Raw genomic sequence first — 21551 nt, 5'->3', positions numbered from 1 at the left:
CGATGTCGATTATTTATCGCAACTGTAGAAGCCACGGTAGCCTGCGGTCAGACCGGTTTCGAGTTCCAGAGACATGTCAGCTTCGGCAGGCTCCGCTCCAATAGAGCCGAGTGGGGCCGGGTTGTCTCCAGCGGCGTCGATGCGAATCGCCATACCTTCCATACTGAACTCAGTGGGTGAAGCTGCGTCTATGCTGACCAGATCACCGCTGAGCTTAACTAGGCCGACGGTTTGTCCATCTACTTCCCCTATGGCAAACGCAGGCGGGCTTCCGGTAGTGTAATTGAATGTGCAAGCTGGTCCGTTCGGGAACAATGCCGCAATCTCGGTATCGAACAGGAAACCGGGATCGATCACCGCGACATCTGCTGTTGAAAGCGCCCGTTCAAGGCTGACAAGTTGAGCGCGTGACTGCTGCTCCTGTTCAGGAACATCGCCAGATGTCTCAATACTGTTGATCAGATAGCGCATCTCCGCGATTTCTTTGTCCTGCGCATAAATAATTTCGTCAGCGAGCTTGCGAACACGTGAATCAGAGATGTTTGCGCGGCTCGAAGTCATGATCGCGATCGAGTGGTGAGGGATCATTGCGCGCATATAGCTGGTATCGCCAACCGTCACCTGGCTACGAACCAGCCATAGAGAGGCGGAGAACGCGATGACCGCAGCACCGAAGATTGCGGCATTGATCACTTTTCTGGAGTACATCGACAGCATGAAACCCAGCATGATGATCGCCATTGCCGCGCCCATCAAAAGCGCCATGTAGGCGCGGGTCTCTGACCAGAAAATGTGGGAGACAAGGTAGGTGTTGAGGTACATTAATCCGAACATCACGACCGTCGAGGTCGCGATCATCGCGGCGAATCTCCAATATGACATAGCTCACTCCTTCAACTAGGTTGTCAAAAAGGTAGTGAATAAACGACCTTCCAGCGCTGGAAGGTTCCAAAAAAAAGCCAACAAACGTTGCCTTCTTAATCTGCATCTCTCGTGACGACGTGAAAGATGGTGGAAGCCGAGCAACTAATCAGCAGGAAGCCGTTCAGTGCTTCAATGCCTGCAAGAAAACGCAAATGACCCGTGGGATAAATATCTCCAAGCCCCAATGACGAGTAATTGACAACGGAGAAATAGAAGACATCCATAAAAGAACCGACATTCCCTTGAGCAAAACCACCGATGCCTATGATCTCGCCCAAGTTGAACCCAACAGCGTAGAGTCCTGCTTCAAGGATGTGGGCAGTCGCCAGAGAATATAGGGCAAATAGAAGATTGCCAGACCGCGAAAGAGAGATTTGTTTGGTGACCGCCATCACGAGGCTCATAGCGCGAACATGGACGAGCCCGCTCAATCCGAATAGCAGTACTGCGAAAACGACAACCCAAGCCAACTTTGCTGACCCCTTTTAAGCTTATTGGTTTGGTTGTTCCTCGTCGCTTTGTTTCATAGCCAGGTCGGCTAGTATTGGACAATCCGGACGATGATCACCCGTGCAGGCGTCAACAAGAAACGAAAGCGTCACCCGCATTTCCGTCAGTTCTGCGATCTTTTTGTCGATCCGTTGGAGATGCTGCTCGGCGATCTCCTTGACCTCGGCACTGGCGCGTTTCTCATCTCCATAAAGTGCGAGCAAACTACGGCAATCTTCTATACTGAATCCAAGCGCACGCGCGCGGCCCAGGAAGGCCAACCTGTGTGCATCTCTTTCGCAGAAGGTGCGATAGCCGTTCGAACTGCGCAAGGGCTTCACGAGACCTATATCCTCGTAATAGCGGATCGTCTTGGCAGGCAGCCCCGACAGGATAGCGACATCTCCGATATTCATTGCACCTTTCCTCCGTATTCAGCGACAACGAGGGTAGCGGGGACAGCCCTCTCAACACCTGAATCTACTAAATTGGATTCATCCATTGCCGGCCTGACCCAACGCAAGCGCAGAGCGTTCGTCAGCACGAAGATCGAGCTGAGAGCCATCGCCCCGGCAGCCAGCACCGGCGACAGCATCAAGCCAAAGACGGGAAATAGCGCTCCTGCTGCTAAGGGAATGAGGGCAACATTGTATCCAAAAGCCCAAAACAGATTCTGACGGATGTTGCGCATGGTGCGGTCGGAAATCTCAAAGGCATTGACCACGCCACGCAGGTCACCTGACATCAGGACGACGTCGGCTGACTCGATCGCAACGTCTGTACCTGTACCGATGGCGATGCCCACGTCCGCATGGGCCAATGCCGGCGCATCGTTGATACCGTCCCCGACAAAGGCAATCCGCATCTTGGCGCCGCGTAGCTCGTCCAACGCTTCCACCTTACCGTCGGGCAACACCCCGGCGATTACGTGATCGATGCCAGTCTCGCGGGCAATGACTTCTGCTGTCTCGCGCTTGTCACCGGTTATCATGGCGACTTTCAGGCCCAGATTGTGGAGGGCGGCGACTGCTGCACGGCTGGCCGGTTTAACAGGGTCCGCAACTCCGATCACGGCGGCGACCAGCCCGTCCACCGCGACGTACAGTGCCGTTCGCCCACTAACGGCAAGGCGCGTTTCGGCATCCGCGAGTGCGCCAACGGAAAGCCCCTCCCGGGTCATCAGCCGATCCGCACCGACCAGAATCTCCCGACCGGCAACACGTGCCCGCACACCATAGCCCGTGATGGACTCGAAGCCTTGGACGTCCTGCGAAACAGACCCTTCGGCACGCCCAGCGCGTACGATCGCTTCAGCGATAGGATGTTCCGAGCGTGCCTCGACCGCCGCGACCAATGCCAACACCTCTCCGTGTTCGAAGCCATCGGCCAACACGAGGTCGGTCAATTCCGGGCGGCCCTCGGTCACCGTGCCGGTCTTGTCGAGCGCGACCACGTCCACGCCGGTCAATTGTTGCAATGCATCGCCCTTGCGGAACAGCACTCCCATTTCCGCCGCGCGGCCGGTTCCAACCATGATCGAGGTTGGCGTGGCCAGGCCCATCGCGCAGGGACAGGCGATGATCAGCACAGACACGCCTGCCACCAGTGCGTAGGAAAGTGCGGGCGAGGGCCCGACGACCATCCAGACCAGCACCGTGAACGCTGCGAGCGCCATCACCGCAGGTACGAACCAAAGTGTGATCCGATCCACCATGCCCTGAATCGGCAGTTTGGCCCCCTGGGCCTCCTCGACCATTCGAATGATCTGCGCCAGCGTCGTGTCGGCACCAACGCGTGTGGCGCGGAACTGAAAGCTGCCGGCACCGTTGACTGTTCCACCAGTGACGGGATCGCCGGGTACTTTGCTTGCAGGAACCGGCTCCCCGGTGATCATGCTTTCATCCACATGGGCACTGCCTTGGGTCACCTCGCCGTCCACTGCGATGCGTTCACCGGGGCGCACCACAAGAATGTCACCGGTTCGAATCCTCTCGATGGGCACGTCCTGCGGTTCGCCGTCCACAAGAGCCCGCGCTGTCCGTGCCTGCAACCCCATTAGCTTCTGGATGGCAGCACCGGTTCGGCCCTTGGCGCGCGCCTCCATCCATCGTCCCAGTAGGATCAGCACCACTATCACCGCTGCCGCCTCAAAATAGACGGCCCGCGTGCCATCGGGCAGCAAAGAGGGGGCAAAGAGTGCGACGATGGAATAGAGATAGGCTGCCCCAGTTCCCATTGCGACGAGGCTGTTCATGTCTGGTGCGCCCTTCAGGAGGGCTGGAAAACCTGCTGTGTAGAAATGGCGGCCAGGCCATGCAAGTACGATAGTAGTCAGAACGAATTGGATCATCCAGCTGGTTTGATGCCCGATCGTTCGCCCGATAAGTTCGTGCATGCCCGGCACAATATGCGCACCCATTTCCAGCAAGAAGACGGGAAGCGCGATTGCCGCAGCGAACGCTGTCCTTTTGGCAAACTCCCGCGCCTCGCTTTCCTTGCGGGTGCTGCGGTCCTCGATCACCGAGTCGTCTGCGCTCTGGGCAGGGTAGCCTGCATCTGCGGCCGCCTTCAGCAAGTCTGACAATTCGACCACACCCTCTGCAACGGTCACTTTCGCGGTCTCCGTCGCGAGATTGACGTTTACGTTGAGCACACCAGACACTGCCGCAAGTGCTTGGTCCACACGTCCCACGCACGACGCGCAGGACATGGACGACACATTCAGGCGGATGCTCCGGGTCCGGGCGGGATAACCAGCTCGTTCCAGCGCCTCGACAACATCTGGGATGACCGCGGAAGAACCAAGCCGGATCAGTGCAGTCTCGGTCGCCAGGTTCACATCAACCTCTTCAACACCGGGGATAGCCAATAGCGTGCGCTCGACTCGCCCGACGCAGGATGCGCATGACATGTTCTGGACAGAAAGCCGCAGATTTTGTGTAGCGGGCATGAAGATCTCCTCATAGCTCGCAACATAGCTAGAGCTTCCACTCGCTGGAAGGTCAAGCCTGTCAGATTGTTTTTGTTTGGCCCTTGACCTTCCCGTACTGGAAGCCCTCATGTGAAGGGTTGAATGAAGGAGAAAGACATGACGAGCTATTATATCCCAAGCATGAGTTGTGGACACTGCACTGCAGCAATCGAAAATGCGATAAAGGCAATTGACCCAACAGCAAGCGTTTTGTGCGAGGTGGCTTCGCACACTGTTTCGGTAGAAAGCTTTCTAACCGACCGTGCGATCTCGGTGGCGATCCGCGATGCGGGTTATGAAGTTGTCGCCCCTCCGCCTTCCTGACGTAGAAACAGCATCGGTCGAACACGGGTCTATAATAGTGGGCTGTGCCAGTCCGCCTATCCTACCGTTCAACCTGTCTATCAATAGATGACGTAGCCCTGCCGAATCCGACTAATTGTGGCTAGAAATTTCCATTTATGATCCCGTGAACGGGAGAAGGAGAACTCCATCAAAGCATCGAAGTTCAGCAAGGTGCCTGTTGCGTTTGACTTGGGTCATTGTGTGTAACCGTCATGTGCAATCATATTTCGCGGTGTAAATCGGAGTCGTAACAAGCCTCAAAATACGAAAGACGGTATTGTAATGGTCAAAAAGGAAAAAGCCAAGACATTGAACCTGGATGCAGGACCTGAGCATTCTTTGCTGGAAGGGCGGAGTGCATTCTTCGGTTTTTTGATGAAACGTCTCGGCAATCGGGCCGATGCGGAGGACGTCTTGCAAGAGTTTTCCATTCGGGTGCTCACTCGCAAAGATCAACTGCGCGAAGCAGACCGTATGGATGCTTGGCTCTATGCCATTTTGCGCTCGACCCTGAACGATCACTACCGGAGGTCGAAACGGCTGAACCGCTTGACCGACGCTGTCGCCCGCGAGCCCGCGGCGTGGATACAAGAGGCCCCCGAACAATTGGGCAAACTTTGCACTTGCCCGGGTGGATTGATCTCGGATCTCCGCCCCACCGACGCCCAATTGATCCAGCGGGTCGACTTTGGTGAGGATGATCGCATTGCTGTCGCTGCAGATTTGAAGATTAGCCGTAACGCGCTGGGCGTGCGCTTGCACCGGGCCCGTATGGCGCTACGCGAAGCACTCGTCGTACATTGCGGCACGTGTTGCGAAACTTCCCGCAACGACTGTTATTGCGCGCCAGAAGGCTGCGAGAACGAAGAACACGGCTCGAGTTGCGTTACAGAAATCAAGTCGTCCGACCATATCCGCCCAACCGTGTAAGAATAGTCGCTCTGCGACGTCTCCCTATGTGAACCTGCCCTTTGGGTGACAACGCAGGAGTATTCGATGGGACAGAAGACAGAGGCTCGGATTCGGCAACGAGGCAGTTTGCGTGCGACCGATGCGGAACTATCTGCGCTTGTAAGCCAGATGGCGTGCCGATGTGCGAAATGCACGAATTATGACGATGCACCCCTGGCACGGGCGATGTTTCAAAGCGTTGAGGAACGCGGCCAGACCTTGGACGCCGCTGCCGGATCGCTTGGGATCGATGTGGGGGACGGTGCCTATTTGCTGGCTGGATTGCGCCAAGACGTTGCGGTCGATTTCGCGTTGACACTACTGACTGGTCGAAAACCGGACCTTCTGAACCGGCAGGAGGAGCCTGTCTGATGTGCGCTCGAAACTCTCCCGCTAGAAGGCGCCTTCAAGGATGCTTCGGGCGCATGACGGCTTGTCCTTAAAGCTACAAGAGGCATTTTGGACCGCAATCGTCGCGGAGCGCCCCAAAAAGTAACGAAGTCCGGCTCGGATGCAGTGTGCCCTGTCCCCGCCCGCGCTGATAACGGTGGGGAATACCGCCGCCGCGAACTTGAAAAGGAAATTCCACATGCTCGCAAAAGACATCATGACAACGACGGTGATCTCGCTCTCATCCAATGAAACTGTTGAGGAGGCAGTGCGTCTGATGCTCGCTCATCACGTCAGCGCCTTACCTGTGCTGGATGCTGAGGGAGAGGTGATCGGCCTCATTAGCGAGGGGGATCTGATGCGAAGGGTCCGCAATACGGGCGACGTACGCCGATCGTGGTGGCTCGAGATTTTCGCTCGAGCGTCTGAAAACGTCGAGGAATTCGTCAAACTGCGTAGTCAACACGTCGCGGACGTCATGACGCGAAAAGTCTTATCGGTAGATGAAGAAACGCCAGTCAGTGAAATTGCGAAACTCCTTGAGACACATCGAATCAAGCGCGTCCCGGTGTTGCGTGGAGGCCTGCTGGTCGGAATAGTGAGCCGCGCAAACCTGCTCCACGCCCTGTCCAGGGCTGACCAACGCGGACTTCCTGAGCCGTCAGACGATGATCGTGAATTGCGTATCAGAATTGACGCTGCGCTGAAGGAAGTGCCAGTCGCGTGGTCCAATCTCATTAACTATTCGGTTGAAAACGGAAAAGTATCCGTGAGTGGCTTGGTAGACAGTCGGGCAGAAGAAAACGCGATCCGTGTTGCCATCGAGAATGTGCAGGGAGTGCAAAATGTGCACCTGCAGTTGGGGCTTGCACCTACCTGGGCTTATTATGGGATCTGAGAACGGGCCGTGTGCCGGCGCCAACTACAATCGAAGACGGGTGGGAGCTACAACCCGGTCCTGAAGACGTCGGCGGTGTTTTTCTAAGGAGTGCCCAATTGACCTGGATCACAAGAACGATCCTGCCTGAACTGTTTGCATGAAGAGACAGAAAAGGCGTCTCTTGTCGAAAGCTTGTCTGAACAATATTGCCTTTTTGTCACGGGCATGTTCGCTCTGGCACCGCAGTGCCGATGTTTGTGCTTTCGGCGGAATTCGACTTTCGTTTGAAACGATGGCGTCCCGTACGCACAAGCTCTTGGGATTGTGCAGACTGGTGAGGCCGGTATTGCGGCGGTCAGTTCCGACCAAGACTGGGTCAATCATTGCCAGTCAATTCCTGGCCGCCATACTGCGCTTTTGCCGGTATGGGAAACGGTTCTTTGGGTTTGCATCATTGAATGAACCGTTTGAAATAGCCCCTGACTGGTTTGCGTCATCACGAACGTCTGGTTTGCTCCGTCCCCGCGCAAACCGCCTGTCGCAGGCCTAGCCGCTTTCAGAGGTCGGCAGCATTCCCCTTGTTACCGCTCTGAGAGCGGGCCAACGAACGATTGCGGTCAATCTGTAATGGTTTGCCACCAGCAACGTCTAAAGCGTGAAACCCACAGCAAAGGAGGTCATCATGGATCTGAAACCTGCGAACTAAACCGAACACGGTTCCAAGGAAAAATTGGACGGACATTGCAACAGCACAGGCCGATCACAGCCAAGGTGCGCAGTAGCAGACATCAACGGATCGTCAGCAGAAGGCCAATTAGGTTTGAGGAGCGATGATTCAAACGAAACAATGGGTGATGACGGGAACCAAATTATGAGCGGCTAAACTCGACCTTTGGCCAGCACCTATCCAAAATGGACAGACAATCATTATGGCCTTGTCGATTAGATTTTACAGTAATTAGAATATTATTGCCTTTTTTTCGACGATTCTTCGCGATTAATCATGAAGATTCCATATTACAAATACGGCATGCAATAGCTATCTAAATATTTCACCAATTTAATATTGAGATAATTATAGTTAAAGACTACATAATAACTCTAACAGAATTTGCAAAATTGCTTGATCATTCGCATTTTTAACAGTGCGTATAGTTAAAGAAAGAGGAAAACGGGTATGTCCACAATTTGGGACGACAAAGCAAAATCGAGCAGACGTGATTTTCTCTATGTGGCGACCGGAACTGCGGGTGTAGTTGGTGTAGTTGCGGCGATGTGGCCATTTATCGATAGCCTAAACCCATCGGCCGACGTCCTGGGGCAAGCTAGCATTGAAGTATCGCTAGGGTCTATCGAGGTGGGACAGCGCGTAACTGTCAAATGGCGCGGCCAACCAATTTTTATCGACCGACGTACACCTTCCCAGATTGCTTCCGCCGTTGCAGATGATTCAGCCGAATTGCGCGACCCGCAAACGGACAGCGAAAGGGTCCAAGACGCTGAATGGTTAATCGTTGTTGGTATTTGCACGCATTTGGGGTGTGTGCCTTTAGGGCAACGGAAGGGTGATCCGCAAGGTCAGTGGGGTGGTTGGTTTTGTCCCTGTCACGGGTCTCATTATGATACATCCGGACGCATTCGAAAGGGTCCAGCGCCAAAAAACCTGGTTGTCCCGCCCTATCGATTGGCGTCATCCGGTACGGTTATCATTGGGTAGCGTTGCATCGAAGAGGACCAAGATGATGTCAGCAAACTATAAGAAATCGCTTCGTTTCCTCGGTGCTGCAGGGACCGTCACTGGCTCGCGGTATCTGGTCGAAGCGGGGAAGCGCCGCATTCTTGTCGATTGCGGATTGTTTCAAGGCTTCAAGTCTCTTCGAGATCGCAATCGCAAACCGTTTCCGGTACGTCCCGCGTCGATCGACACCGTTCTTCTCACTCATGCTCATCTGGATCATTCCGGCTATCTTCCAGCACTTGTTCGTGCTGGCTTTTCCGGAAAGGTTCATTGTACTCAGGCTACCGAAGACCTGTGCGGTCTGATCCTGCCTGACAGCGGACATATCCAGGAAGAAGAGGCGCGCTACGCGAAACGCAAAGGATACGCCAAACATAAAAACCCGACCCCTCTTTATACGCTGAACGATGCTAAAGCCGCACTCAAAAGACTGACCCCGCACCCTTTCGGACGGCGGATCGATCTTGGTGACGGCATCACTGCCACTTTTATCCCTGCTGGCCATCTGCTTGGTGCCGCACAGATCCGGTTGGAACTTGGCGACAGAATTGTGCACTTCAGTGGCGACCTTGGTCGCCAAGCCGATCCGATGATGGCCCCCCCCGAGCCTTTTCACGGTGCAGATGTACTGGTTTGCGAGTCAACTTATGGCAACCGGGCTCACGCGAAAATCGACGCGGAAGCCGAACTCGCCCCATTTCTAAAGCGCACTTTTGCCCGCGGGGGTACGGTGCTGATTCCCGCTTTCGCTGTCGGACGCGCTCAGGGAATTCTCTATCATGTAGCCCGGCTGATGAAACGCGGTGAAATCCCCCACGTTCCGGTCTTCCTGAATAGTCCGATGTCGGTTAACGCCACTGCCATCTACCACCGTCACCACGAAGAGCATCATGTCACATGGGAAGATTGCAAGGCGATGTTCGATATCGCCGAGCGAGTTAACTCGGTCGAGCAATCAAAGGAACTGAACACCCGCCAGGGACCAATGATCATCGTTTCTGCCAGCGGAATGCTGACTGGAGGGCGCATTTTGCATCATATCGCAAGCTTCGGCGGCGACCGGCGCAACGCAATCTTGCTCTCAGGCTTTCAAGCGGGCGGTACGCGTGGCGCTGCGCTAGCCGAGGGTGCCAAGACGCTTAAAATGTTTGGGCGTGAATTCGCAATTGAAGCTGAAGTGGTTCAGTTGACTGCGTTCTCAGGCCACGCTGATGTAGGTGAAATACTTGACTGGATGCGCCACGCTGACCGTCCGCCTCAAATGACCTATCTGACGCACGGGGAACCATCCGCGTCGGATACCTTGCGATCGCGCGTTCAAGACGAACTGAGCTGGAAAGTGCGTGCCCCGGAACACCTAGAAACCGTCAATCTGGATCGACCCCGATGACCAACACCCTGTCACTCATCCCATCGGGTATTGATACGTATCGTCAGGCAGTCGTTTACATGAACGAGGATTGCCATATTTGCCGTGCGGAGGGCTTCTCAGCCCAAGCACGTATTCGTATTGATCTGAGTGACCGCTGGATAATCGCGACGTTGAATGTGGTGGCGCGAGGCGGGTGGTTGGCGGTCGACGAGGCTGCGCTCTCAACTTCGGGCTGGGAGGCGCTGGGCGCGCAGCTGGGTGCCCGCGGGCATTTTTCCCATGCCGACGTGCCTTTTTCTGCCTCGTCCATACGCGCCAAGGCTTACGGCCGCCGTCTTGATCAGAACAGCTTTTCTGCCATCATCCAAGACACACTCGACAATCGGCTTTCGGATCTTCACCTTGCCGCTTTCATCACCTCTTGTGCAGGTGACCGCCTGAGTGAGAGCGAGACAGTAGCTTTGACCCGTGCCATGCAGACTGCAGGCGAAACGCTTGACTGGGGCGGAGCAGTGGTTCTTGATAAGCATTGCGTGGGCGGCCTGCCAGGAAATCGGACGACGCCCATTGTCGTTGCCATAATAGCCGCAGCAGGGCAGCTTATTCCAAAAACCTCGAGCCGTGCGATTACGTCACCTGCCGGAACCGCAGATACGATGGAGGTAATGGCGCCCGTGGCGCTCGACGCCGACGCTTTGCGAAAGGTAGTAGAGCTCGAAGGTGGATGCATCGTATGGGGGGGCGGGTTGAACCTCAGTCCTGCCGATGATCATTTCATTCGCATCGAACGGCCACTCGATTTCGATAGCACCGGACAAATGGTTGCGAGTGTGTTGTCCAAAAAGGCGGCAGTCGGCGCAACGCACGTGCTTATCGACATGCCGGTGGGTCCAACAGCCAAGGTCCGCTCAACCGAGGCCGCCGCGGCGCTGGGCGTAAGACTGAAATTGGTGGGAGCGGCAATCGGCCTCAATGTTACGCTGCATCAAAGTGACGGCTCCTCCCCGGTTGGACGTGGCATCGGCCCTTCGCTCGAAGCACGGGACGTGTTGGCTGTACTCAGGCGCGCGCAGGAAGCGCCGCTGGATTTGCGCGGACGCGCGCTAGATTTGGCAGGCAAACTCCTCGATCTAGCACCCGGTGCCCGCGCCGGGCGGGGCCGTAGAGAGGCAGAAGCGCTTCTTGATAGCGGGGCCGCAGAAGCTAAGTTCTTGGCTATCTGTACCGCGCAAGGTGGATTCCGCGAACCTGACGCTGCAGCGCAGCGCATCGAAATAACCGCAGGGGTATCGGGGCAACTTATCGCTATCGACAACCGCCTGATTGCCCGGATCGCAAAACTGGCCGGCGCACCCCGCCAAAAGAGCGCTGGTGTTCGGTTGCTTGCACGAACTGGCGACCAGGTCATCAAGGGGCAACCGCTCTATGAAATCCATGCCGAGACACCCGGCGAACTTGCTTATTCGGCCGGCTATGCGGAAAGCCACTCCAATGTCCTGACGCTTTCGGAGGCGGCAAAATGATCCTGATCCCCTTCCCTGAGATGTTGTCGCTCGCGCAAGCGCTTGCACCAGAACTTGGCGGCGAGTTACGTCATCTCGACTGGCACCGTTTCCCCGATGGCGAGAGCCTCTTGACCCTGCCAGGTGATCTGGATGGAAGCGATATTGCGCTGCTCGCCACCCTCCGCGACCCTGACCGGTTGGCATTACCGCTGCGCTTTGCCGCGACAACAGCGCGGGAAATGGGCGCACGTCGTGTCGGGCTAATCGCGCCCTATCTCGGTTACATGCGTCAGGATCGCCGATTTCAAGTTGGTCAAGCAGTCAGTGCGCAACTCTTCGCAAAGTTTCTCGGCGAAAGTTTCGATTGGCTGATGACAGTCGATCCGCATCTACATCGTATCGCTCGGCTCGACGAAGTGTTTCCGATGCCAACGGTCCGTGTGGCCTCAGCTCCACTGCTCGCAGACTGGATCAGGGCGAACCTGCCTGACGCCGTTCTTTTAGGCCCCGATAGTGAAAGCCAGCAATGGGTGGCTGAGGTGGCGAGGCTGGCCGATCGGCCCTACGAAGTCTTGCGCAAGACTCGAACGGGCGACAAGAGTGTTGAAGTCAGTGTGCCGAGGAGTATCACGCTGAATCAGGGTACACCGGTTATCCTGGACGATATTGCCTCTTCGGGCCGGACCATTGTGCGCGCCATCGAACGGCTTGCTGCTACAGGCACCCGCCCACCGGTTTGCATCATCATTCACGCGGTATTTGCAGGCAGCGCATATGAAGACATTCTTGCTGCGGGTGCCGCCCAAGTGGTTACTACCGACACCATACCGCACCCGTCAAACGGTGTATCGGTCGCAACATTAGTGGCGCACGAGATGCAATCGATACTTAGCACATCTATAACGGAGCAGAACTCTTGAAGAAATCAAGCAATATGGCGAGAAACCTGGTTCTCGGGTTCTTCGGTATCGCCGCAGTGGTCGGGCTATACAAGACATTCGCGCCGTCAAGTGCCCCTATGTCTGGATCGATTGCCAGTCAATTTGTCGAGCCAACGTTGTCAGCGGCCGCGCAGGAAGGGGAGGCCCTGTTCAACAAAACCTGCGCCGCCTGTCATGGGCAAAACGCCCTTGGTACCGAAAAAGGGCCACCCTTTATTCATGACATATATAATCCAGGCCACCATTCCGACGACGCTTTTTTCTTTGCGGTCCAAAACGGGGTGCGTCAGCATCATTGGCCCTATGGCGATATGCCCGCCCAGGCGCAAGTCAGTCGGGATGATGTCGCGAAAATCGTAACATATGTCCGGGAACTGCAGTCCGCTAACGGTATCGCTTACCGTCAACACAAAATGTAGGTGCTTCCATGCCAGATCATCATCCCACCGCTGCGGCCGCCGCCCATTCTTCACCTGCAGGCTCTCCGAAGTGGTTCGTCTGCCCGATGCATCCTGAAGTCAGGCAGGCAGGCCCCGGCGACTGCCCGAAATGCGGCATGCACCTTGTGCCAGAGGAGGAGGTTGCGGGGTCTTCCGGCCATCATCATAATCACATTGATCAACATTCCCAGCACGCGCATACGCACCGCCCTGCCGCCATGAACGGGAAGTATGACACAGTGCCTGCGAACCATTCTGGCGCGGTCTATACATGTCCCATGCACGCACAGGTACGTCAAACCCGTCCCGGCTCGTGCCCGATTTGCGGTATGGGACTGGAATTGGAAACTGCGGCGATGGCCGAGGACGGGCCTAACCCTGAGCTGGTGGATTTCACTCGTCGGTTCTGGGTTGGTACCGTTTTGACGATCCCGTTGCTGGTTTTTACGATGGGACCCTATCTGGGGTTCGGCAGCGTGCGCGACATCTTTGGCGAGCGCATGACACTGTGGATCGAGCTAGTGCTCGGGACGCCAGTTGTCCTGTGGTGCGGCTGGCCCTTCCTGGTGCGCGGTTGGAATTCCTTCCGCCACATGAACCTCAATATGTTCTCGCTAATCAGCATGGGAGTGCTCGCGGCCTGGCTTTTCAGCATCGTGGCAGTGCTGTTCCCTTCCATTTTCCCCGAGGGGTTCCGAGACAGCGAAGGCCATGTTGGAGTCTATTTCGAGGCGGCGGCAGTAATCGTCACACTCGTATTGCTAGGTCAGATAATGGAGCTCCGTGCGCGTGAGGGCACCGGCAAAGCAATCCGTGCTCTTCTGGATATGGCAGCGAAGACTGCGAGGGTGATCCGCAAGGACGGATCTGAAGAGGAGATACCACTTGAAGATGTGCAAGTTGGAGACCGCTTGCGCGTTAGGCCCGGCGACAAAGTACCTGTGGACGGTGTCGTTGTGGATGGGCGCTCGTCGGTTGATGAAAGCATGATTTCCGGGGAACCGGTACCGGTGGAAAAAACACTCGGCGATATGCTGACCGGAGCCACGATTAATGGCACTGGCAGCATGATCATGGAGGCCAAACGTGTCGGTTCAGATACTATGCTCAGCCAGATCGTCCAAATGGTCTCAAATGCACAACGTTCGCGCGCGCCAATACAAAAATATGCAGACCAAGTAGCGGGCTTCTTCGTCCCGGTGGTCATTGGCATCGCTGTTCTGTCATTTATCGCCTGGGCGATCTGGGGACCCGCGCCGGCATTGTCCTACGCGCTGATCGCGGCTGTGGCAGTACTGATCATTGCATGCCCCTGTGCGCTAGGCCTCGCCACGCCCATGTCCATTATGACTGCGACGGGGCGCGGCGCTCAGGCGGGTGTCCTAATCAAGAATGCTGAGGCGCTGGAGCTGTTTGAAAAGGTGGACACGCTCATCGTCGACAAGACGGGGACGCTAACAGAGGGTAAGCCGAAGCTGGTCGCAGTCCTGCCGGAAGTCGGCCACGATGAAGCGGAAGTGCTCAGACTTGCGGCATCGCTCGAACGGGGTTCAGAACATCCGCTTGCCGAGGCTATCGTTCGCGGTGCCGTGGAACGAAATGTTAACATGACCGATGCGACCGACTTTGAGGCGGTGACGGGCAAGGGTGTAAAGGGAAAGGTTGACGGCAGGTCTGTTGCCCTGGGCAACCTCGCCCTGATTTCCGACATGGGGTTGGACGGCGGTGACCTTGCAGTAAAGGCCAATGCCCGTAGAGACGCAGGTGAAACAGTTATGTTTGTGGTGCTGGACGATGCAGTCGCCGGACTTGTCAGCGTCGCCGATCCAGTCAAGGAGACGACCCGAGAGGCGCTCAAAGCGTTGCGTATGCTCGGATTTCGCATCATCATGGCGACCGGCGACAACGAGCGGACCGCGAAAGCAATCGGAGCGCAGCTCGGAATTGACGAAATACGCGCCGATGTACTTCCCGAGGACAAGGCGCGAATCATAAAAGAGTTGCAGGCTCAGGGTCGTAAAGTCGCCATGGCTGGCGACGGCGTGAACGATGCGCCGGCACTCGCACAGGCGGATGTCGGGATAGCGATGGGCACAGGCGCTGATGTCGCTATAGAGAGTGCCGGCATCACCTTGGTCAAGGGTAATCTCGATGGTATCGTGCGTGCCCGCCGCCTCGCACGCGCCACTATGGGAAATATCCGCCAGAATCTCTTCTTCGCGCTCGTCTACAACGCTTCCGGGGTCCCTGTAGCAGCCGGTCTGTTGTTTCCATTTTTCGGCATTTTGATCAGCCCGATGTTTGCGGCCTTTGCAATGAGCGCTTCATCAATTTCGGTAGTGCTTAATGCGCTCAGACTACGTAGTGCAAAAATCTGAAGGAGCGATTCACAAAATGAAATGTATCTGAGGACATTAGATGGCCGATACCCGTAATCGCTTCGGAGATACTGGGGACTGTCGCGCCCATCGAGTGCCCGCTTTCCTGCAGGCCATGAGACGTTAGATGCATCCGGTTTATTCAGACTCAAACTAAACCAAAATGGAGGCAACCCAATGAAACTTGCAACTCTACTGATGATCACGGCTACTGTATTGGCAGGTATGTCGACGGCCAATGCACAGCAAGCTGAACGGGACATGTCGATGATGTCCGGCGGACTGCTCTTGCCCCGGATGGACGCACCGGGCGCAAACTGTTTGCTTCCAAAGGCTGCGTTGTCTGCCACTCGGTCAACGGCGTGGGCGGCGAAGACGCCGCAGCACTGGATGCCGAATTCATGGAATTGCCGATGAACCCCTTTGATTTTGTTGCCAGAATGTGGCTCGGCGCCCCAGCGATGATTGAAGCGCAGCGGAATGAGCTCGGTGAGCAGATCGTGTTTACCGGCGAGGAACTGGCCAACATCATCGCTTTCGTTCACGATTCCGAGGAGCAGCGCCTGTTCTCAAAGGACGATGTTCCCAAACAGATCGCCGAGATAATGGAACATATGGGAGCAGAAGGTGATGCCCATTCCAAATGAGCCACAAATTACACCAAAGGGGCAAAGAAGGGCTGGCCCTGAAATCTGGCTAATTGGGGGAGCGGGTGATGTTGGCAGCCGTCTGACCTCGCTCCTTTTGGACCGTACGAAGGCTGCAATTACTATCATCTCCCGCTCGGATAGAAATTCCGATGGTCAGAATCCGGATCGCCTTTGCTTTCGTACTGTCGATATCCGAACCAAAGGTGCGGCAAGGATGATCCCTCCCAAAGCGCTGGTGGTTAACCTTACGGAGGCAACACCGCCGGAACTTGTGGCCGAAATGGTCGCAAATGGCTGTACATTTCTCGAGACTTCGGCCTCTCCTGCTTATGTAAACGCCCTCCGCGACGGTATTCGAGGCCGCGATGTCGGCGGCGTTTTGATTACCTGCGTTGGCATGGCGCCGGGCCTGATCGACTTGATGGCTGAGTTTATTGCGCGGAACGAACATATTAACGCCGTTGATATCGGAATCGAGATGGGATTGGGCCGGCATTATGGAGCGGCGGCGACAGAGTGGTTTCTAGCAACCGCGGGCACGAATTATTTGCTTTTCCACAATGGAAGCCTGGTGCAGACGCCTGCGGGAGCCTTGCAACGGCTCTTCGTCTTTGATGCTTCTGAAAGTGGGCGCCTTGCCCTTGGTTTCGGTTTCGCCGGACGGGAGATATTGACGGGAAAACCAGCGGGTGCCTTATCAGGTAGGAGGTATTTTGTGGCTATTGACCCACCTCTTGTTACCCGTTCGCTGAGTTGGGCACTTAGCCTCGGGCTTGGGCCTTGGATTGCCCGCAATGCTCAATGGCTATCCCGGCAATTGTCACGGTTTCCAGGAATTGGGCAAATCCGCACGCGTATGATTGTGGAAGGTTTGTGTGACGATGGAATGCCAACTGCGTATGCGCGCGTGACGACTGGCGATCAGGCTGACGCAACGGCGACAATGATTCTGGCTACCCTCAACACAATCATGAGTGGCAACGTATCGCGAGTCGGTCTAGCAACAATTATAGACTATCTGACGCTGGCGGACTCTATTGCCGCTCTTAAAGAAATATTACCGGAAACCCGTATGGACATTTCCGGCATTGAGGCCAAAGCATCGTGACTGATCTTGTCCTCGATTATCTGTTGGGTCTTTGGAGAAGTCCGGCGCGGGCTATTGTATGGAACAGTTCATCACATTCCGTGCAGGCCATGAAATCCGCCAGTCACAACGATCGGTACGAGGAATATAGCCGAAATTGCCAGGGTCAACGCCTTTTCCCACAGGCGTCGCAATCGAAATACCAGCATTATTGTCAAGACGAAAACGAGCAGCGCCTCGAGCGGCGCAACAATACTTCCAAAATATGCCGGATCCCAATATGAAAATGGGCTCGCAAATTTCCAGTCGGTGAAGGGCCACAATTGCTGTCGCGCATCGTCGTGGTGGGTCAGAAAATCCACAGCCGCATGCGCAAGTCCCGATCCGGCAAAGGCGGTCAGTGTAAACACGCGAAGCAGATACCCGGCAGCCAAGACAAGTCCCCAAACCAAGAAGCTGTGATCGATGGCAAATACTCGTTGCCACCCATCAGAGAAATAAAGGATACCGTACACGTCCTGTTCCGGCACTCCCGTCACTTTGGTCGCAAAGAGTACCATGGCGATCATGGGCAGGTCGGGGGCAAGGCCTCCCGCAAAAGCAGCGATCAGCGATCCTGGCCGATCTTGTTTTGCCCAAAGTGCACCGCCGATGATCATATGTGTAGGCGTATTCATCTTGCGGGACTCACATCTTCCTCAGATAACTCGTGTCGCAATCATAGCCAGGTCTACAAAGGTGGCAATTGAGATGACCATTTACTCAGGCACCCCTCGACTCGTAGAAATCCTAGCATCTTTGATCCGGGAAATACGCGCTCTTTGGCGCTATGACCCTTTAGTCGATGATCATCGCGCTTCGGAGCCGTTCGCGCGAGAACACGTGACACTCATTACCAAATTCGGGCAGGTCTAAGCACCCGGCGGGGGGCTTTTTGCCGCGACATTTATCGGCTGATTGGCAGAACGTGCGTCCATTGGTGAAGTCGTCACTGACGAATGCCAGGCTCCGACCGTTCGTTGGCTCGTAATGGGCCGAGCATGCAATAACATTGAATCCGGATCACACCTCGGAGGCAGGCCAAGCCGAATCAGCGTATTCTTACAATTAAATTCTAAGTGACATGAAGAATCGTGTCCATCCTGTCGTGATGGTAGTTGAGTGGATTGTGAATTCGAATGACACAGAAAGCATAAAGAACTTGTCGGTGATTTCGCCGATGCCCGAAAATCGCGGCCGCGACAATGCTCGCCCTTTCCTTCGAAGCAGAGGTATTCAGCGTTGCGTTGGATAATTTGACGCCATCGCCGGCCTTGGGCGCCGCTTGCTCAGGGCTTCGAACCCAGCGATGATGTCGAGAAGTTCAGTTGTGATTTCGGATTGCCGAACTGATCTGGTCTCTGCTTTCAGTTCCTCAAGCCTGTCATCGATCGATTGTTCGGCCTGTTGCATCAAGGCAAGCCGGGCGGCGTTCTCGGTCACCATTGCCTCGGCCGAGGCGCGGAAGAGGCTTGAGAAAAGATGCCCAATAACCAGTTCGGCAAGCAGATCCGAGGCAGGCATCGTGAAGCAAGGCAGGGACCTCGAAACCCATGGTTGATCCACAAGGTCCGCAATCATTTTCGAATCGAGGGGTAGCAGCCTTCGTAATACAGGTTCTTGCGAAGAACCCGCGGTCCGCTCTGTAAAGGCAAGATCGACTGCGATTGGATCCGGCCCTGATTGGCGCGTGATGTCCTCAATTTGGGTGGCAAGAATGCCGGCAAGCCGGCCAATGCCATCGGCCGACGCGGGTGGCAACGATGTTTGCTCTGTCAAAATGCCCCGCGCGACCAGCGCATCTTTCATCCGTGTGCCGACACACAAAACACGAGCAGGGATCGCATCAGGGCCATGCCTTTCGAGCTGCTTGAACAATTCGTCAGCCAGCCGTTCATTGTAGCCTCCGCACAGGCCGTGATCGGAACCGAACACAACAACCGCGCGCTTCGCTGGTATTTTCGTGGAAAGCAATAGCGCACTGTTGTGGTGAACAAACGCCCGGAAGCCTTCCAGAATGGTCCGATGATACACTTCGATGGCCTGGGCGGCATGTTCGTAAGGCAAAGCGTTGATGGCGGACAGGGTCTTCATCGTGTGAACGATCCCGCGAATGCTGGTCAGCGTGTCCGTGCGGTGTGAAAGGATCTCAAGCGTCTGGGCCATCTCCGCCTCCGATCGTCTCGCCCGCCCCGCGCGCAAGTTCGATGATCCGCTCGCGGTCTTCGTCACGCAGGGGTTCATTGGCAGCGATCCGCGTTGCAATATCGCCAAGCGCGCCTGCTGCAGCCGCTCTCACACGTCCCATCGCGGCAATTGCTTCGGCCTCTGGCAGACCATCAAACAGCCCCTCCATAGCCGCGATCAGAACCGCCAATTGTTCAGCAGCCGCAATCGGATCGCGCTCGGGCTGCCTGAGGGCTGCGCGGACTGCGGCACCGCGTGCCAGGCGCGCCGTTGTCGCATCGTCGAGCCGCGTACCGAACCGGGCAAAGTCCTCCAGCTCTTCAAATTGTGAAAGCGTGACCCGCAGGTTGCCAGCCACGTCCCGAAACGCGCGCAATTGCGCCTTGCCGCCGACACGCGACACCGACACCCCCAGATCGACCGCGGGAAACTGGTTCTTCCGCACCAGTCGCGGCGACAGATAGATTTGGCCGTCGGTAATAGAGATTAGGTTAGTGGGGATGTAAGCGGACAGATTCTCGGCTTGGGTTTCGACCACCGGTAGCGCCGTGATCGAGCCGCCGCCCGCCTGTTCCGTGAAATTTCCGGCACGCTCCAGGAGCCGGGCATGCAAATAGAAAATGTCGCCGGGAAAGGCTTCGCGCCCTGGCGGACGCCGCAGCAGCAGCGACAGTTCACGATAAGAACGCGCGTGATGGGTCAGGTCGTCCATCACCACAAGAACATCGCGGCCCTGATCGGCGAAATACTCAGCCATGGTCATGGCGGCGAAAGGCGCGATGAACGATAGGCCCGGCGGATCCTCGTCCCCAGCAGAAATAACGATGGTGTTCTGCGTCATGTCGCCAGCCTTGATGGCCCCGATGACCTTGGCCACCGCATCGCCGCGTTGACCGATGGCACAATAGATGCAGATGACACCGGTTTTCTGCTGATTGAGGATCGCGTCCACGGCGATCGACGTCTTGCCGGTTTGCCGGTCACCAACGATCAGTTCGCGTTGGCCCAAGCCCACAGGCACCGCCGCGTCAATCGCCTTTATCCCTGTTGCCAGCGGGCGTGTGATGGCGGAACGGTTGAGGATTTCGGTAGCTTCCGCCTCGATCGGGCGCCTTGCAACGGCGGTGATCAGGCCGTCACCGTCACGGGCCCGGCCAAGCGCATCGACGACACGGCCCAACAGAGCCGGTCCCACCGGCACGCTGACAACGTGCCGTGTACGCCGTACACCTTCGCCGACTGTTATTCGGTCGGAAGCGCCAAGCAAGACAACCCCCAGACGGTCGGGTTCGAGATCAAAGACGACCCCGCGCACACCGGACGCGAATTCCAGCAATTCATCGGACAGCGCACGGGCAAGGCCGGTCACGATGGCAATCCCGTCGCCCACCTCGCTGACCCGGCCGATTTCGGTCAGCACAGGCGTCGGAGAGGGCCCGTCCAGCAGCGCCTTCAGCAGGATGTCGTGATCTGTGTTGGTATAGGTACTTTCAATGCCCATCGCTATCCACCTTCACGATGGGATCTTGGACCAGTCGTTCTTCCAGCATGGTGTCCAACTCCTCGATGTAGCTGTCCACGGTCCATGCGACATGCACGGCACCCATGCGCAAGACCAGGCCGGCTGACTGCGCAGGGTCGGTTTCAAACTGCAACTTCTGACCCGGAATCAAGCCCTTCATATTCGCCACCAGCTTCGCGCGGGCAGCATCGGGCAGGACGTAGCGTGTCGTCACAACAGCCGGAGTGCCGGCATCAGCCGCCTTGCGCAAATCTGCCGCCATTGGCTTCAACTGACGCGCAACATGGGTGACAACGCGTTCCTCCAGCGTCTCATCGGCCAGATCATGCAGCGCCTTTCCGGTCAGCGACACCAGCAACGCCGCCCCTGACCGATGCAGATGCGCGATATATTTGCTCTTTTCCTGGGCCAGATGCGCTTCCCAGTCTTTTCTCTCTTGTTCCAGCCTCGCGCGCGCCTCCGCTATAAGGGTATCCCGTTCCGCCTCGGCTTTTTGGCGCTGGTTGTCGATCAGCGTGGCCTCGTTGGTGCGAAAAGTGGCCGCCAAGTCGTTGTAGCGGGTTTCCGCGGCTTCGGCCTTTTCCCTTGCTCTGGACGCTTCCAACATCCGTTCGGCGATCTCGGTCTCACGGGCATCGATGCCACTCAGGATTGGGCGGTACAGAAACCGCTTCAACAGCCACACCAGCACCAGAAAATTGATGAGCTGGGCGGCAATGGTGATCCAGTCAATAGACATGGC

The 21551-nt window shown here is 56.3% G+C and carries 20 protein-coding genes; 12 read left to right on the top strand and 8 right to left on the bottom strand.

The features are described from left to right. Positions 1–9 precede the first annotated feature (9 nt). The 4 genes from SPHINGO391_RS02620 to SPHINGO391_RS02605 all read right to left on the bottom strand — a co-directional run bounded on the left by SPHINGO391_RS02620 (position 10) and on the right by SPHINGO391_RS02605 (position 4363). On the bottom strand, positions 10–858 hold the full coding sequence (locus tag SPHINGO391_RS02620) for a DUF6692 family protein (protein WP_244615093.1): 849 nt from the start codon (positions 856–858) through the stop codon (positions 10–12). A 119-nt stretch (positions 859–977) separates the two neighbouring features. After that, positions 978–1316, bottom strand: coding sequence for a potassium channel family protein (locus SPHINGO391_RS02615; protein WP_244615092.1), 339 nt, complete (start codon positions 1314–1316; stop codon positions 978–980). Between the two features lie 99 nt (positions 1317–1415). Beyond that, entirely contained in the window at positions 1416–1829 is a 414-nt protein-coding gene (cueR, locus tag SPHINGO391_RS02610) for a Cu(I)-responsive transcriptional regulator (protein ID WP_035521362.1), read from the bottom strand. Then, positions 1826–4363, bottom strand: a complete 2538-nt coding sequence (locus SPHINGO391_RS02605; RefSeq protein WP_152007370.1) for a heavy metal translocating P-type ATPase — start codon at positions 4361–4363, stop codon at positions 1826–1828. Before SPHINGO391_RS02605 ends, cueR begins: the two co-directional genes overlap by 4 nt. A 138-nt stretch (positions 4364–4501) precedes the next feature. Here SPHINGO391_RS02605 and SPHINGO391_RS02600 point away from each other — a divergent pair, with 138 nt between their 5' ends. The 12 genes from SPHINGO391_RS02600 to SPHINGO391_RS02545 all read left to right on the top strand — a co-directional run bounded on the left by SPHINGO391_RS02600 (position 4502) and on the right by SPHINGO391_RS02545 (position 17082). Next, on the top strand, positions 4502–4708 hold the full coding sequence (locus SPHINGO391_RS02600; RefSeq protein ID WP_152007369.1) for a heavy-metal-associated domain-containing protein: 207 nt from the start codon (positions 4502–4504) through the stop codon (positions 4706–4708). A 303-nt stretch (positions 4709–5011) separates the two neighbouring features. Beyond that, the gene (locus SPHINGO391_RS02595; protein ID WP_152007368.1) at positions 5012–5659 is read left to right on the top strand and encodes an RNA polymerase sigma factor; all 648 of its coding nucleotides are present in this window, start codon (positions 5012–5014) and stop codon (positions 5657–5659) included. Positions 5660–5725: 66 nt separating this feature from the next. Next, positions 5726–6052 (top strand): hypothetical protein, encoded by a 327-nt coding sequence (locus SPHINGO391_RS02590; RefSeq protein ID WP_035521358.1) that lies wholly within the window; start codon positions 5726–5728, stop codon positions 6050–6052. 217 nt (positions 6053–6269) lie between these two features. Beyond that, positions 6270–6968 carry a CBS domain-containing protein gene (locus tag SPHINGO391_RS02585; RefSeq protein ID WP_035521355.1) on the top strand — a complete coding sequence of 233 codons (699 nt, stop codon included), beginning with the start codon at positions 6270–6272 and terminating at the stop codon, positions 6966–6968. Between the two features lie 1159 nt (positions 6969–8127). Next, positions 8128–8667 (top strand): ubiquinol-cytochrome c reductase iron-sulfur subunit, encoded by a 540-nt coding sequence (gene petA / locus SPHINGO391_RS02580; RefSeq protein WP_152007367.1) that lies wholly within the window; start codon positions 8128–8130, stop codon positions 8665–8667. Between the two features lie 22 nt (positions 8668–8689). Further along, entirely contained in the window at positions 8690–10078 is a 1389-nt protein-coding gene (locus SPHINGO391_RS02575; protein ID WP_244447007.1) for an MBL fold metallo-hydrolase, read from the top strand. Further along, positions 10075–11583 (top strand): thymidine phosphorylase family protein, encoded by a 1509-nt coding sequence (locus SPHINGO391_RS02570; protein ID WP_152007366.1) that lies wholly within the window; start codon positions 10075–10077, stop codon positions 11581–11583. The genes SPHINGO391_RS02575 and SPHINGO391_RS02570 overlap by 4 nt, the downstream gene beginning before the upstream one ends. Next, the gene (locus SPHINGO391_RS02565) at positions 11580–12485 is read left to right on the top strand and encodes a ribose-phosphate diphosphokinase (RefSeq protein WP_152007365.1); all 906 of its coding nucleotides are present in this window, start codon (positions 11580–11582) and stop codon (positions 12483–12485) included. Before SPHINGO391_RS02570 ends, SPHINGO391_RS02565 begins: the two co-directional genes overlap by 4 nt. Beyond that, entirely contained in the window at positions 12482–12925 is a 444-nt protein-coding gene (locus SPHINGO391_RS02560) for a c-type cytochrome (RefSeq protein WP_244447006.1), read from the top strand. Before SPHINGO391_RS02565 ends, SPHINGO391_RS02560 begins: the two co-directional genes overlap by 4 nt. Before the next feature lie 8 nt (positions 12926–12933). Continuing rightward, positions 12934–15324 carry a copper-translocating P-type ATPase gene (locus tag SPHINGO391_RS02555; RefSeq protein ID WP_193217166.1) on the top strand — a complete coding sequence of 797 codons (2391 nt, stop codon included), beginning with the start codon at positions 12934–12936 and terminating at the stop codon, positions 15322–15324. A gap of 362 nt (positions 15325–15686) precedes the next feature. Next, positions 15687–15971 (top strand): hypothetical protein, encoded by a 285-nt coding sequence (locus tag SPHINGO391_RS02550; protein ID WP_244615091.1) that lies wholly within the window; start codon positions 15687–15689, stop codon positions 15969–15971. Further along, positions 15955–17082 carry a hypothetical protein gene (locus tag SPHINGO391_RS02545; RefSeq protein ID WP_152007364.1) on the top strand — a complete coding sequence of 376 codons (1128 nt, stop codon included), beginning with the start codon at positions 15955–15957 and terminating at the stop codon, positions 17080–17082. The genes SPHINGO391_RS02550 and SPHINGO391_RS02545 overlap by 17 nt, the downstream gene beginning before the upstream one ends. Positions 17083–17153: 71 nt before the next feature. On the opposite strand, the gene SPHINGO391_RS02540 is transcribed toward SPHINGO391_RS02545, so the two are convergent. From SPHINGO391_RS02540 to atpF, 4 genes are all read right to left on the bottom strand, one after another. Then, positions 17154–17738 (bottom strand): cobalamin biosynthesis protein CobQ, encoded by a 585-nt coding sequence (locus SPHINGO391_RS02540; protein WP_152007363.1) that lies wholly within the window; start codon positions 17736–17738, stop codon positions 17154–17156. A 598-nt stretch (positions 17739–18336) separates the two neighbouring features. Next, positions 18337–19266, bottom strand: coding sequence for a FoF1 ATP synthase subunit gamma (locus SPHINGO391_RS02535; RefSeq protein ID WP_152007362.1), 930 nt, complete (start codon positions 19264–19266; stop codon positions 18337–18339). Further along, complete coding sequence (locus SPHINGO391_RS02530) at positions 19250–20788, bottom strand: F0F1 ATP synthase subunit alpha (RefSeq protein ID WP_152007361.1); 1539 nt, start codon at positions 20786–20788, stop codon at positions 19250–19252. The genes SPHINGO391_RS02535 and SPHINGO391_RS02530 overlap by 17 nt, the downstream gene beginning before the upstream one ends. Continuing rightward, a complete protein-coding gene (gene atpF, locus SPHINGO391_RS02525) occupies positions 20778–21548 on the bottom strand; it encodes a F0F1 ATP synthase subunit B (protein ID WP_152007360.1) in 771 nt (256 codons plus the stop codon). The genes SPHINGO391_RS02530 and atpF overlap by 11 nt, the downstream gene beginning before the upstream one ends. Positions 21549–21551 lie beyond the last annotated feature (3 nt).

This window comes from Hoeflea sp. EC-HK425 (assembly GCF_902498795.1).
In the GTDB taxonomy this organism is placed as follows: Bacteria; Pseudomonadota; Alphaproteobacteria; order Rhizobiales; family Rhizobiaceae; genus Hoeflea; species Hoeflea alexandrii.
Note: the sequence above shows the minus strand (reverse complement) of the source record. Positions and strands in the feature narration are given on the sequence as shown.